Annotated in this window: 16 protein-coding genes; 7 read left to right on the top strand and 9 right to left on the bottom strand. The window is 52.2% G+C overall.

Annotated features, from left to right (window positions below):
• Positions 1–34: 34 nt before the first annotated feature.
• From L5220_RS03050 to L5220_RS03035, 4 genes are all read right to left on the bottom strand, one after another.
• The gene (locus tag L5220_RS03050; protein WP_448526280.1) at positions 35–586 is read right to left on the bottom strand and encodes a DUF4126 domain-containing protein; all 552 of its coding nucleotides are present in this window, start codon (positions 584–586) and stop codon (positions 35–37) included.
• Positions 580–1,152 (bottom strand): shikimate kinase, encoded by a 573-nt coding sequence (locus L5220_RS03045; protein WP_499571512.1) that lies wholly within the window; start codon positions 1,150–1,152, stop codon positions 580–582. Before L5220_RS03045 ends, L5220_RS03050 begins: the two co-directional genes overlap by 7 nt.
• 221 nt (positions 1,153–1,373) lie before the next feature.
• A complete protein-coding gene (gene purN / locus L5220_RS03040; protein WP_099798808.1) occupies positions 1,374–2,012 on the bottom strand; it encodes a phosphoribosylglycinamide formyltransferase in 639 nt (212 codons plus the stop codon).
• On the bottom strand, positions 2,002–3,234 hold the full coding sequence (locus tag L5220_RS03035; protein ID WP_499571721.1) for a S41 family peptidase: 1,233 nt from the start codon (positions 3,232–3,234) through the stop codon (positions 2,002–2,004). The genes purN and L5220_RS03035 overlap by 11 nt, the downstream gene beginning before the upstream one ends.
• A 356-nt stretch (positions 3,235–3,590) precedes the next feature.
• On the opposite strand from L5220_RS03035, the gene L5220_RS03030 reads away from it, so the two are divergent.
• From L5220_RS03030 to L5220_RS03020, 3 genes are all read left to right on the top strand, one after another.
• The gene (locus L5220_RS03030; protein WP_198405917.1) at positions 3,591–3,716 is read left to right on the top strand and encodes a photosystem II protein Y; all 126 of its coding nucleotides are present in this window, start codon (positions 3,591–3,593) and stop codon (positions 3,714–3,716) included.
• Positions 3,717–3,873: 157 nt separating this feature from the next.
• Positions 3,874–4,536 carry a HEAT repeat domain-containing protein gene (locus tag L5220_RS03025; RefSeq protein WP_499571510.1) on the top strand — a complete coding sequence of 221 codons (663 nt, stop codon included), beginning with the start codon at positions 3,874–3,876 and terminating at the stop codon, positions 4,534–4,536.
• 115 nt (positions 4,537–4,651) lie between these two features.
• Positions 4,652–5,158: a hypothetical protein gene (locus L5220_RS03020; RefSeq protein ID WP_499571508.1), complete on the top strand. Its 507-nt coding sequence runs from the start codon at positions 4,652–4,654 to the stop codon at positions 5,156–5,158.
• A gap of 2 nt (positions 5,159–5,160) precedes the next feature.
• Here the strand turns inward: L5220_RS03020 and L5220_RS03015 are convergent, their stop codons facing one another.
• From L5220_RS03015 to hpf, 3 genes are all read right to left on the bottom strand, one after another.
• Complete coding sequence (locus L5220_RS03015) at positions 5,161–5,556, bottom strand: response regulator (RefSeq protein WP_099798804.1); 396 nt, start codon at positions 5,554–5,556, stop codon at positions 5,161–5,163.
• A gap of 8 nt (positions 5,557–5,564) precedes the next feature.
• On the bottom strand, positions 5,565–7,004 hold the full coding sequence (locus L5220_RS03010; RefSeq protein ID WP_499571506.1) for a sensor histidine kinase: 1,440 nt from the start codon (positions 7,002–7,004) through the stop codon (positions 5,565–5,567).
• 72 nt (positions 7,005–7,076) lie between these two features.
• Entirely contained in the window at positions 7,077–7,691 is a 615-nt protein-coding gene (gene hpf / locus L5220_RS03005; protein ID WP_099798802.1) for a ribosome hibernation-promoting factor, HPF/YfiA family, read from the bottom strand.
• A 163-nt stretch (positions 7,692–7,854) separates the two neighbouring features.
• On the opposite strand from hpf, the gene lipB reads away from it, so the two are divergent.
• The 3 genes from lipB (at position 7,855) to L5220_RS02990 (ending at position 10,353) form a co-directional block, all read left to right on the top strand.
• Positions 7,855–8,550, top strand: a complete 696-nt coding sequence (lipB, locus tag L5220_RS03000; protein ID WP_499571504.1) for a lipoyl(octanoyl) transferase LipB — start codon at positions 7,855–7,857, stop codon at positions 8,548–8,550.
• Positions 8,551–8,842: 292 nt separating this feature from the next.
• Positions 8,843–9,823: an RNA polymerase sigma factor, RpoD/SigA family gene (locus tag L5220_RS02995; protein ID WP_499497911.1), complete on the top strand. Its 981-nt coding sequence runs from the start codon at positions 8,843–8,845 to the stop codon at positions 9,821–9,823.
• A 14-nt stretch (positions 9,824–9,837) separates the two neighbouring features.
• Entirely contained in the window at positions 9,838–10,353 is a 516-nt protein-coding gene (locus tag L5220_RS02990; protein WP_499571502.1) for a cupin domain-containing protein, read from the top strand.
• On the opposite strand, the gene L5220_RS02985 is transcribed toward L5220_RS02990, so the two are convergent.
• Complete coding sequence (locus L5220_RS02985) at positions 10,350–12,155, bottom strand: cyclic nucleotide-binding domain-containing protein (RefSeq protein WP_448514650.1); 1,806 nt, start codon at positions 12,153–12,155, stop codon at positions 10,350–10,352. The two genes, L5220_RS02990 and L5220_RS02985, sit on opposite strands and share 4 nt — an antisense overlap.
• Positions 12,152–12,637, bottom strand: a complete 486-nt coding sequence (locus L5220_RS02980; RefSeq protein ID WP_099798797.1) for an ankyrin repeat domain-containing protein — start codon at positions 12,635–12,637, stop codon at positions 12,152–12,154. The genes L5220_RS02985 and L5220_RS02980 overlap by 4 nt, the downstream gene beginning before the upstream one ends.
• A gap of 358 nt (positions 12,638–12,995) precedes the next feature.
• On the opposite strand from L5220_RS02980, the gene L5220_RS02975 reads away from it, so the two are divergent.
• The gene (locus L5220_RS02975; protein WP_448514649.1) at positions 12,996–13,400 is read left to right on the top strand and encodes an NIL domain-containing protein; all 405 of its coding nucleotides are present in this window, start codon (positions 12,996–12,998) and stop codon (positions 13,398–13,400) included.
• Positions 13,401–13,455: the final 55 nt, after the last annotated feature.

The following is a 13,455-nucleotide window of genomic DNA, read 5'->3' as shown; positions in this document are numbered from 1 at the left end:
GACTGTAGCATAAGACTTGGGGGGGTAGAGTGACTCAGCGCAGTTGTTTTTGAGTCCGTTGTTGCTGTTGTCGCCAATCCTTGGCACTCCGCACCACTAGCCACAGCAACAGCAGGGCAATCAGGCCACCTTGAGTGGGCGCTTTGAGGGCAAATAAGATTAAGAGAATGCACAGGATATCTTGAGCCACTACAAGCCAGCGCGGTAGCTTGCCAAGGCGATAGAACCATCCCACCTGCACCAGTTGCACCACAAGGGCAAATAAGCCGCTGAGAGTGCCCACCAGCCATTGAGGGGTTGCGGTTGCTGTAGCCACCGTCATCCCCAGTAGGGCACCCACAAAGGGACTAAAACAGAGTTGCACCAAGATAATCAGACGGTATCCCCAAGGATGCCCCCTTAGAAATAGCTCTAGGAACGCCCAACCCGTCAGAACCCCCACAACCCAGTACGGGGATAGCTGCCCCAGTAACGGCACTGCTGACCATAGCTGTGGCCCTTGTAACAAACCAATCAATAGCAGCGGTAAGGCTAGCCGTAAGCCCCCAGCCGCCGCGGCTGAAAGGATGGCGAGAAGTTCTAGCATGGTTCTTTAGGGGGTGCATCTGAAGCAATGGGCTTAAGAATACTGGGTAGAGCCTCCCAGAGGCGATCGCACACCTTGGTGGGGGTATCTGTTTGTCCGATCACCAATTCGAGATCTGCTTGGGCATAGAGGGCATGGCGATCGGCCATGATCTGGTTCAATCGCTCTTCGAGGGGTTGCTCTTGCAGCAGAGGGCGCTCAGCATCTGCGGCTAAACGCTCGCACAGGACTGCAATGGGCACGTGTAACCACACCACAATTCCATGGCGCAGATAGCTCCAGTTCAGCGAACTGAGAACAATGCCACCGCCCGTGGCCACCACCAAATGGTGATAGCTGGATACCTCCGCTAGAACTTGCTGCTCCAATTGGCGAAAGTAGGCTTCCCCCTCACGGGCAAAAATCTCCCGAGTTGACTGTTGGCGCACCTGTGTAATAACGGCATCAGTATCCACAAAGCCGTAGCCTAAGCGTTTTGCTAACACTTTGCCAGTCGTGGTTTTGCCGGAACCCATCATCCCGACAAGGTAAATATTGACTCCCCCAAGGCGATCTCGCAGTTCCATAGGTTACCGTTTATCGACAGAAGCAGAAGTGTTGAAAGTTAGGTTAAGCGACCTAAAAAAGGGGACAGAGTGTAGTATTTTATCGTCTATTGACGATGAAGAGTCTCCCGCAAATTCAGACCCTTCGCTAACTGACGATTGATGCGTCTCATGCAATCGCAAGATGCGCTCAGGGATTGCTCAAATGTGATGATCGTCAGTTTGTGGCTGGGCTGCCACCGCTAACGGCTCAGGGAGTGGGCAGCAGCAAGGTGGGCGATCGCCTGCTTAAGAATATGATGCTCTTGACGTTGAATGCGCGCGTGCAGGGTTGCGGGGGTATCCTCCGCCAAGACTGGAACAGCAGCTTGAACCAAAATTGGGCCACTATCCACCGCTTCTTCGACAAGGTGCACCGTACAGCCAGTAATTTTCACGCCAGCAGCCAAAGCTTGTTCAACAGCGTGTAGCCCCCGAAAACTGGGCAACAAACTGGGGTGGAGATTGATCACTCGCTGAGGATAGGCATTCAAGAGCACAGGGGTAACAATTCGCATCCAACCCGCCATCACAACCCACTCGACATCGTAAGTTTTTAGGGTTTCGACAATGGCGGCATCTAGGCTTTCGCGGCTATTGTAGTGCCGATGGTTTAGGAGCACACTGGGAATCTGCCACTGCTGTGCTCGCTCGGCAACTAAGGCCTTGGGGTTATTGTAGATCAGTACCTGAAGGGTTGCTGGCAGTTCGCCGTTGGCGATCGCCGCCGCAAGGGCAGCAAAATTGGTGCCACTGCCGGAGGCAAGCACCCCCAGCCGCAGCGGAGAGCAGGGGGCAATCAAGGCTGGAGCAGCGGGAGAGACTAAAGCATCAGCGGACATTGGCAGAGCGGCGATCGCTAATTTTGGTGTTTAACAATTCTAGGGCTTTGACCATGACTGGGTCTGTGGGACGCGGCAAAAGATTGGGATTAAGGCGCAACTCTAAATCCACCGTTGGGTCGGTTGCCACCATTACATCGGGGGTGATTCCCCCTGCGGAAATGTCGGTGCCACGGGGGGTTAAGTAGCGGGCGATCGTCACCACTAGGGCAGAGCCATCCGCCATTTCGTGTACCGCCTGCACCCGCACTTTGCCAAAGGTACGAGTGCCCACGACCGTGGCTCGTCCCTGATCCTGTAGGGCACCCGCTAGAATTTCACTGGCACTGGCGGAGGTGTGGTTCACCAATACGACAAGGGGTAGGTGACTGATGGCGTTTTGCTGTGCCCGAATGGCGTCTTCCCGCTGATGCTGCTGAATGCGGACAATAACCCCCGAGTCTAGCCATTGGCGAGTAATTTCAATCCCCGCCTCTAGCAGCCCCCCTGGATTATGGCGCACATCAAGGATAAACCCCTGCACCCGCTCGCCTTTGAGGATGTTTACCGCCTCTTTCATCTCCTCCACCGAGCGGCTATTAAACCCACTGAGGCGGATGTAACCCACCCGCTGCTGACCTACCGTCAGGGTTTGAAAGTTAACGGTGCGGGGAATCTCCCCGGCTCGGGTCAGTTCAATACTAAAGGGCTGTGGCCTGCCCTCACGGCGCACTAAAAGGCGCACCTTACTTCCTGCCGGTCCGCGCAGGGCAAGGGTGGCTCGCTCTAAGGTGAGGCGATCGCTCCCCCGACCATTAATCGCTAGGATCTCGTCGCCAACCTTGAGGTCGCTTTTGGCTGCCACCGACCCTGCTTGGATCGTGCTGACCCGAAATAGTTCCCCTGCCTCGACAAGGGTAATCCCCACATCCACCTGCTGACCTTGGGTTTGTAACAGAAGCTGGCTATACTCTTGCGGGGGCAAAAACCGGGTGTAGGGGTCATTGAGGCGCATTAGCGTCTGCTGAATCACCCGATGGGCGGCATCGCGATCGCTGTAGCGCTTTGAGAGCAACTCAGTGCGAATAGACGGCCAGTCCAACTGATTAAAGGTTTGGTCAATATAGTTTTTGTAGATGACCTGCCATGCTTCATCCACAAGGGCTTTGGGGGAATCTTTGAGGGTTGTTGTCGCGGCGATCGCCCGGGGCATCAATAGCAAGACCAGCCCTACCCCCACCACAGATGTCAACGGTCTCCAATGCGGCTGCCAACTCACGATAGCAACTAACACCAAACATCACGTCTATTGTATAGCGAACATTTATAGCGAACATTTTATGCTGCCGCATGAGTGGCTTGTGGTGAGGGGGCACGCTTTGGCAGGCTTCCCATCGCTAAAGCTAGGGGCTTTACGGCGTTCTTCGGTAAACATTTGATACACCAGTACGTGGATGGGCAAAAACACCGTCTATCTACCCGCTAGGGTGAGCGTCGGGAGAGTGTCACTGGACCCGACTGTTAAGGGCGATCGCCACGCTTAAGCAAAGGGTAAAATAACTCATAACATTTTCATATTGTTACTGGGAGGTCATGGTTATGGATTGGCGTGTACTCATTGTGTTACTGCCGGTACTGTTGGCAGGGGCTTGGGCAGTTCGCAATATCCTGCCCTTTGCGATTAAGCAATTCCAAAAGTTCTTCCCGTCCCTAGGGAAACGCTAAGGTCTCCTGCCAATTAACCATAAGCTCCTCTAGCGGATTGCTCTGACTCTAACGCCTCCCCAAAGTCCAGTACGGTTACCACTGGGGAACTTTGGGGAATTTTCGTATAATTGGAGGTGTATTGTTAAATTTTGTAAATTATTCTCAGGTTAAACCTATGCTATCCCTTGAGCAGCTTGCCACCCAGCTTGAAAGTCCGAATTCCCGCGATCGCCTCCTTGCCTTGGCGGCGCTGCGGGATGTGCCCCCGCCTGAGGCTGTCCCGTTAATCAAAAAAGTACTGTGGGATGATAATTTACAAATCCGCTCCATGGCTGTGTTTGCCTTAGGGGTTAAGCCCACGCCAGAGTGCTTTGACATTTTAGTGCAACTCCTCGAAACAGAACCCGACTACGGCATTCGCGCTGATGCTGCCGGAGCATTAGGGTATCTGCAAGATCAGCGGGCATTTGCCCCCCTCGTGCGTGCCTTTTACGAAGACACCGACTGGTTAGTGCGCTTTAGTGCAGCAGTTTCCCTGGGCAACCTGAAGGATGTGCGGGCGGTTGAGGTGCTGCGCTCAGCCTTAAGCAGTAACGAGGTGGTGATGCTCCAAGGGGCGATCGCGGCGTTGGGGGAAATTGGTGACCCCAGCATTGTTGAAGAGATTTTACCCTTTGTGACTGCCGAGGACTGGCTCATTCGCCAGCGACTTGCGGAAGCCTTAGGCAACCTCCCCAGCCCGAAAACTCGGTCAGCCTTAGAGTATTTGGCCAAGGACGAGCATCCCCACGTTGCAGCAGCAGCAGAAATTTCTTTACAACGCCTTGCCCAGCGATAGGCTAGCGCAGCATACCGATACTTATCGATATTTGCCACAGTCTCTCCGCGGTTGCCCTGCTGACTCTCTACACTGGATGAAGTAGCAATGCGGCGTTGGCAGCAACAGACTCTCTATGGCCATCCAAATTAAATTCTTACCGTACCTTGTCGCAGTAGTGATTGGGGTTATTGGTGCAATTGTGCTCTCACAACTGCATTTCACCCTGTGGTGGGAACCTGATCTTCTGACCCAGCCACCGCCCATTGTAGAAACAGAACCGGAACGGGTTTCTCCCGCCCCCTTGCCGCCGCCGCAACCCCCGGCCAGCCCCCAGCCTGACGGGTTGCGCATCAGTAATCAGACAGGTTTTCCGGTGCGGGTTGTCCTGTTAGCCGCAGGCGATCGCCCCCGCCCGGACAGCAAAACCGTACACTGGGATTTTGCCCCCATGGAAGGCAGTATCAAAGGGTTATTGTTGTCTTTGCCCGACGGCACCCTCAAACTCAGCCACGGCGATATTGTAGTTGCCTTTACCCTTGACGGTTCAAAGCGGTACTGGGGCCCCTACGTCATTGGTGAAAACGATCAACTCCAGCGCGATCGCCAAACCAATGAGTGGCAGCTCACCCTGCGCCCCTAAGGTTACTCAGGGGATAAGCCAGAACGGATCGTCTCGACTAACTCGTCACTGTGCCATGGCTTATACAAACAGCGATGCAGGTTAGCCTGCTCTATCGCCCGCTGAATCGCCGCTTCATCTGCTTGCCCCGTCAGCATCACCTTCACCACCTTGGGAAACCGCTGATGCACTTGAATTAAAAATTCATCCCCCCGCACCTTGGGCATCAACCAGTCAGAGACGATAACGATAATATCGGCACTGTCTCCCTGTAACTCATCAATGATTTCCAGTGCTTCCTCCGCACTCTCAGCCGTTTCGTAGAAATAGCGCTCACCAAAGGCAGTTCGCAATTGGGTACGCAGGCTTTCCAAAATCACGCGCTCATCATCGACGCACAGAATTACTGGCTTAGGCATAGCAGCTACTACTCAAGGGGTAAACGAACACAGAATTGGGTGCGACCGGGTTGAGAGTTGACCTCAATGTGGCCTTGGTGCTTATCAATAATTTTGCGGACAATATCAAGACCCAACCCATTGCCCTCACCAATGGGTTTCGTTGTAAAAAATGGCTMAAAAATTSGGGGTAATACCGCCTCTGGAATGCCACAACCACTGTCGATAATTTCAACACAGATCTGTGTTTGCTCCCGCCGCACAACAATGTCTAGCCGTCCGCGATCGTCCATGGCATGCAGGGCATTGTGAATCAGGTTTGTCCACACTTGGGTCAATTCATCAGGGTAGCAATGGATTGCCGGTACGGGTTCGTAGTGCCGCACCACCTCTACGCCATGCTTGAGCTTGTTGTGATAGAGGGTGAGCACAGTTTCAATGCCATCAATAATTTGGGCAGGGACTTTTTGGCTGCTCTGATCCACTCTGGCATAAGTTTTCAGGGCAAACACAACCTTGGCCGCCCGCTCAATAGCGGTGGTAATGGTGTGGGTGCTGCGCTCGAGCAAGGCCAACTGATGGGCAAGGGTGACTGCCTCCTGTCCTTGAGCGGTACGCAGTAGTTCCACGGGCACCGTTGCCTCTGTCAGCACTCCCAAGTCCACCAAGGTGTCTGCCCACACATCCGCATTCGCAATATCATGAGCCTCCAGAAGTGCCATGATCTGGCGCTTGTACTGCCGCCGTTCTCGACTAGACAGAGCAAGGGAGTCTGCTCGGGACAAGGTACACAACTCTAGGAATTGGTTAAACACCCCTTCAGGCAATTGCCGCACTAGGGTTGGCAATAAGGGTAGCGATCGCTCGGTACAGAGGTTAATGGTTTCAATCGAGGAGCGAATGGCACCAAGAGGCGTATTAATTTCGTGGGCAACACCCGCCACTAACTGTCCTAAGGCCGCCATCTTTTCCGAGTAAATGAGTTCCCGCTGCGCTTTTTGCAGTTGGCTAAGGGTTTCCTCCAGTTCTAGGTTTTTTTGTTTTAGGTGCTGCTCTGCCGCTTGCAACCCAGCCAAGGCTTGATGCTGCACCGTAATATCTTGCACAAATCCTTCAAAGTAGAGAATTTGCCCCTCAGGGCTGCGCACCACCCGGCAGGTTTCCGAGATCCAGCAGCGAGACCCATCCCGACGATAGACTTCTGACTCAAAGTTGGTCAGCGTATCTTGGCGCGCCATCATCTCAATAAACCGCTGCCGCTGCTGTGGATCCACATAAAGGCAGGCTCGGGCATTGGGCTGCTCTTGGAGCAACTGTGCTGGGGAATCATAGCCATAAATTAACGCCAAAGCACGATTGGCACGGATATAATTCCCCTCCAAGTCGGTTTGGAAAATTCCCACAACGGCATTTTCAAAGATGCTTTGGAAGCCAAATTCATCCGTGAGGTCAGTTGGGGCAGGGGTCATAGGAAGTACTCACGTGTGCTATCTATGGAGCGCCCTCCTAACCTAAGCCAGTTATGGGAATTTACGCAACCCTCAGTGGGCAGACTTCGCCACGGCTTTATGGTGATGGTGATTGCCGCCGGAGGTAGGGCGGGGTTGAATCACCCCAAAACCACCGTGATTGCGCTCATACACCACATTGATTTCGCCGGTCTCCTGATTGCGGAAAACGTAGAAGTCGTGATCTACCATTTCCAGATGCTCAAGCGCTTCTTGGATGGTCATCGGTGGCATGGCAAAATATTTCATCCGCACCACGTGCTCCGGTAATTGGGGGGTGCGATCGCCCACCAGATCAGCAACCACCGGTGCTTCGGCGACGGCGTTAACCTCTTTGGTACGCGCCTTATCCTGGCGTTTTTCTTTAAGCTTGCGCAGTTTACGGGCAATTTTGTCCGCAACCAGATCAATGCTGGCATAGAGATTTTCACTACTTTCTTCAGCGCGAATCACTGACCCGTTCACAAATAACGTGACCTCAGCGGTTTGTTTTGGGGCAGTGCTGCGATTACGAGCCACAGAAAGGTGGACATCAATTTCGTTAATGACATTTTGAAAGTGACTGGCAGCACGCTCAATTTTTTGGTTCACATAGCTGCGAATGCCATCGGTAATGTCAATATTTTTACCATGAATCACTAGCCTCATAGGGTTGCCTCCCCTGAGCAAAAGACGTAAAGAATTAAAGGCTGATCTACCCTCACCCTAGCATTTTCGTATTGGGGATTACAGCCCACCCCCGTCCTCTTCACCTTTATTCGTGTTCTGTGATAATTCTTATCCTCTAGCCCTTGACAAGGTTGAGCGATGTATGAATAAACCCATTGCTTGGTATTGCCCCCTTGACCTGATCCCCTATCCGCAGGCGTGGGCATGGCAACGGCAATTAGTCGAGCAGCGCAAGGGCAACCCACAGTTGGCGGATGTTCTGTTGACCCTAGAGCATCCACCGATCTACACCCTTGGGCAGGGGGCCACAACCGACCATTTACAGTTTGCACCCGATGGTTGTTCTGTCCCAGTGCTGAGAGTTGAGCGGGGGGGAGAGGTCACCTACCATTGTCCAGGGCAGTTGGTGGCCTACCCAATCTTGAACTTACGGCGACATCGGTGTGATTTGCACTGGTATCTCCACCAGTTGGAGGAAGTCATCATCCAAACTTTACGGGTATATGACATAAAAGGGGAGCGTGTTGCTGGCCTCACGGGGGTTTGGGTGGAGGGGTATAAGGTGGCCGCTATTGGGATCAAAGTCAGCCGCTGGCTCAGCTTCCACGGCATTGCCCTGAATGTTGTTAATGACTTACGGGGCTTTGGTCAAATTGTGCCCTGCGGTATTGGCGATCGCCCGGTGGGGAACCTGCTACAGTTTAGAGCCGACATTAAGTTTGAATCTGTGCGAGAGCAGTTTAGTCAATCCTTTGCCGATGTCTTTAACCTGCATTTAGACCTGCGATCCCTTGGAGATCTCCTTGAACCCCCTGATACAGGAGGACGAACCGAATGATCCCCAGCGTTCACAATTGCCAGACTTACCACTGGTTGACAAAATTTAACTTTTATTTCAGAAGTTGGCTGTTATGAATTGGCAACTTTAGGGGCACAATTTAAGTCTAAGTAGATTAGGATACAGGTCAAAAAATTAACTCCTGCTAGGCTACCTCTAAACATGATTGGTCAACTTTTTTCTAGCGAGTCATTATCGTCCCCAACCTTGAAACCCTCTACACGTATGCCCTTCGGCAACTGCTGCTATCCCTTTGAATACCGTTTTGAATACCGTTGGAATGTGTGCTGCTATGATAAACTCCGCCGCAAAAACAACAACCAGTCCCAGTATCAGCACTGACATGGTGCGCACCTACCTCCAAGAAATTGGCCGGGTGCCGCTCCTCAGCCACGAGCAAGAGATCATTCTGGGGAAACAAGTCCAGCAAATGATGGCGTTACGGGAAAAGCACGATGCCTTAGCGGAGTCCTTAGGCCGTGAGCTAACCCTTGAAGAATGGGCGGCTGCCTGCAATCTCAGTCTCAAGGAACTGAACAGTCTGCTGAAGCGGGGGCAACGAGCCAAGCAGAAGATGATTGAGGCCAACCTCCGGCTGGTGGTGTCTGTGGCCAAAAAATACCAAAAGCGGAATTTAGAACTATTAGATTTGGTGCAAGAAGGCACCCTTGGCCTTGAGCGAGGGGTGGAGAAATTTGATCCCACCCGGGGGTACAAGTTTTCTACCTACGCTTACTGGTGGATTCGTCAAGCCATCACGCGGGCGATCGCTCAGCAGGCGCGCACCATCCGCTTGCCTATCCACATTACTGAGAAGCTAAATAAAATTAAGCGAACCCAGCGGGAACTGTCCCAGCGGTTAGGGCGCAGTGCCACCCCCGCAGAAATTGCTGCGGCCTTAGAGCTGGAGCCAGAGCAAATCCGTGAATACCTCACCTTGGCACGGCAGCCCGTGTCCCTTGACCTCCGAGTTGGCGATAACCAAGATACGGAACTCGGCGAATTACTCGAAGACAACAGTATTTCGCCGGAGCAGTTCACCACGGTTGAGTCACTGCGGGATGATGTCCATCTCTGGCTGGCGGAGTTGACCCCCCAGCAGCGGCAAGTGCTGACCCTGCGCTACGGGTTAAGCGATGGCCAGGAACTCTCCCTAGCTAAGGTGGGTGAGCAGCTTAACCTCAGCCGAGAGCGGGTACGGCAGCTCGAACGTCAAGCCTTAGACCATTTACGGCGGCGACGGCAGCAAATGTACGAATACCTAGCCAGCTAAGGCATGGTAAAAGCATGAACTCATGGCAAGCGGAGGATTGGGTAAGGGCGCTTCAGCTTCAGCCCCACCCTGAGGGGGGGTACTTTCGGGAAGTCTATCGGGCAGCAGGCACAATTCCAGCAGTAGCCTTGCCCCCTCACTTTGCGGGGGGCGATCGCGCCTACAGTACCAGCATTTATTTTCTGCTGCGCTCAGGGGAGCGATCGCTGCTGCATCAAATTGCCAGTGATGAAGTGTGGCATTTTTATGCTGGCAGTGGCTTGACCATTCACATGATCACCCCCAGCGGTGTCTATGAGCGACTCCCCCTAGGGATCAACCTTGAAGACGGTGAGCAACTCCAGCAAGTAGTACCAGCAACCGCATGGTTTGGTGCCACCGTGAATGATCCCAACACCTTTAGCCTTGTGGGTTGCACAGTCGCACCCGGCTTCGATTTTCGGGATTTCCGCCTAGCAAGCCGTCACCACCTGCAACAGCAGTTTCCCCAGCACCATGACCTCATTAGCCAGTTAACCCCTGCAGCCTAAACGCTAAACAACGTGCGCAGCCGTTGTCGAATCCAGTGCAATGGCGGCAGCGATGGTGTACCTTTACCATTCATGCCCGCTAAGCCCAACTCTTGGAGAACCTGCTGCCGTGCCGCTAGCTCATGGGCAATGTCCTCTGCCAGTTGGGGTTGTGCCTGTAGCAAGCGTTGTACCGCTCCTCGATGGACAACAAAGAGGATGGTATCTTCAAGGGTTCGCACAGTGGCCGATCGCGGCATCCCCGTCAGCACAGCAATCTCACCAAAAAAATCACCTTGGTAAAGGGTCGCCAAAATTTGATCTAAGTGCTCAGAGCGCACCTCCACGGATCCTTCTAAAACAATGTAAAAGGCATCGCCAGGATCTCCCTCACGGAAAATGATCTCCCCCACATCGTAAAATCGGCGCGTCCCTAGCTCAATCAGCATTTGCAAATCAGCATTGGAGCAGCGGGTAAAACAACTCATGTTGCGCAGTAGATCCGATAGTGGCGGCAGGGGGCTGGCTGATTTCGGTTTGGGTTTGGCCACACTGGTGCTTGCTTCTGTTACCTCTGCCAACTCAGACGCTGGGGTTGAACGGCGATAATAGCGGGTGATAGCCCGTAAATCCCCGACATCTCGCAGGCGCAGGTCTAGTTGTGGAAATGGGATTTCAATGTCCCGCTGCCGCAACTCTTGCTCAATTAAGAAATTCAAAGCACTTTTAATGGGTTCCGAGTCTTGAGGGCGATTAATCCATACCAATAGCTCAAAGACATAGGCACTCTCGCCAAAACTACGAAACCACACACTGGGGGGTGGACTGAGCAGCACACGGGGATCCTGACGTGCAGCACTAAGAAGCGCCTCTGTCACCAAAACAGTATCACTGCCGTAGGCAACGTTCACGGGAATGTGAATGCGGCTATCCGGACTACCATAACTCCAATTGACAACGTTCTTTTCAATGAAACGGTTGTTGGGCACAATAACGTACTGGCTATCATTGGTGCGAATGATGGTGGCACGAATCGAAATTTTTTCCACTGTGCCCAGCAAGCCATCCACTTCAATAAAATCACCCACTTTGATGGGATGCTCTAGCAGAATTGCTAAGCCACTAATAAAGTTACTCGCTAAATTTTGTAAACCAAAACCAAACCCAATTCCGAGCACCCCAGCCAAGACTGTTAGTGAGCTAAGGTCAATCCCAGCGGTTTGTAAAACAATGATAAAACCAACAAAACTGAGACTGTAGCTCACCACTCGGGTAATGGTTTCCTGACTACCGCGATCCACTCGTAGTTGAATTAAGATGCGGTTTTTAATCCATTCACTGACCCAACGGGAGGTGAAAATAACTGTAATGGATAGAAAAAGGATGATAAAGAGGAAGTTCAGGGTGATTTCAGTTTGCCCCAATTGCATAAAGGGGGTATTAAAAATCACAGAAATCTTTTGTAGCAAGAAAGAAATTGTGCTATCGATGCGATCGTGCCAAGGGGACAAACTTTCTACTGACTGTAATACCCAAGAGAGGACTAATGACCACAGCAGAATGCGCAGGATCAAGCGGATCAGACTACTACCTAGGCTAAGCCATGGCTGCGCTGTAGTGACCAGTAGTTGATTTAGCCGCTCTTGTAGGTATTTCCATCCCAGTTGAATCAGTAGCCAATCACTAAAGATGGCAATTGCAACAATACCCACAATTTGCAATGCCTCAAACATGGCAAATCGTAAGCGTTCAGTTCGAGCAACCTGAGCCAGCAAAAGACTTGCAGGAGCCGTTGCTAAAAATAAGCCGACGTATTTAATCATGATTTCAGTTGTTGTGCCCGCGCTGCTTTAATGACTTCAACCACCTTGGTTTGTTTCCCATCCAGCGCCCACACCAACGCTGTCCACGAGTTGTGATCCTTAGCATCCAGATCAGCCCCTGCGGCAATGAGTTGCTGCGCGGTGGCTGCTTGTCCTTTTGCCGCCGCAGCCATTAGAGGGGTCAGTCCAAACTCGGTCTTGGCGTTGACATCTGCCCCTGCGGTAAGTAGAAGTTCGACAATGGCGGTGAATCCTCCTCCTGCAGCTGCCATTAACGGTGTCCAGCCTTCACTATCGCTCTGATTCACCATCGCACCCGCCGCTAGTAATACCTTTACGATTTCTGTATGCCCCAGTTCAGCGGCGATGGCAAGGGGCATCACGCCTGCATCATTTGCAATATTGGGGTTAGCACCACTGGCGATCGCCCCTATCACTGCACTTAAATCACCGTTTTCAATTGCTGAGAACAGCTCACTCATCGTTATGCAACTGAGACCTTACAACAACTTGAGTAACTTGCTTGTGAACTCCCCGACACTCATTGTTATGGAATAGAGCGCGGGCTTCCAACTATCTCTACCGTAATGAGCTTTCGCCCATACTGCTTTAGTCTTACACAGTACTCCCAAGTTCAGCAGCACGACCTGTAAGTCTTCATTTGGGTACGGTCTGATCGTGACGGCTTTAAGGATTAGGGCAAGCCGAATTCACGATAAATAGCCTACCGCAGATTGCTGCCGCCATTCATCTCGCGCTTCAATCAAAGATTTGAACAAAGATTTGAAGCGGCGGATTCTTGCGGGTTATCCTAAAGGGGTAGGTTAAGGGCATCATCCTTTGAAAAAGCGAGTGACCTTGACGTTTCCGCGACGAACGATTCAAATGCCTGTCACCTATCGACTGGCAAAAGATTTTAATATTGCTGCAAATATTATCCGTGCTCAAGTTGCCCCTAACCAAGTGGGCAAACTAGTCCTAGAACTAGCGGGAGATATTGATCAGATGGAGGCCGCACTAGATTGGTTGCGGCAGCAGAATATTGAGGTCTCCCTTGCAAGTCGTGAAATTGTGATTGATGAGCAGACCTGTGTTCACTGTGGCTTATGCACGGGCGTGTGCCCAACCCAAGCCCTCACGCTGCATCCAAAAACATTTCAGCTACAGTTTACGCGCTCCCGTTGTATTGTTTGCGAGCAGTGCGTTGCTGCATGTCCAGTTGAGGCGATTCACACTAATTTTTAACTTAGTGCTGTAGAATTCTCTATCCGCCTATAGGGCGGGGTAGTTTACTGTGTCC

It is taken from the genome of Synechococcus sp. PCC 6716, assembly GCF_022570815.1.
GTDB lineage: Bacteria > Cyanobacteriota > Cyanobacteriia > Thermosynechococcales > Thermosynechococcaceae > Thermosynechococcus > Thermosynechococcus lividus.
Note: the sequence above shows the minus strand (reverse complement) of the source record. Positions and strands in the feature narration are given on the sequence as shown.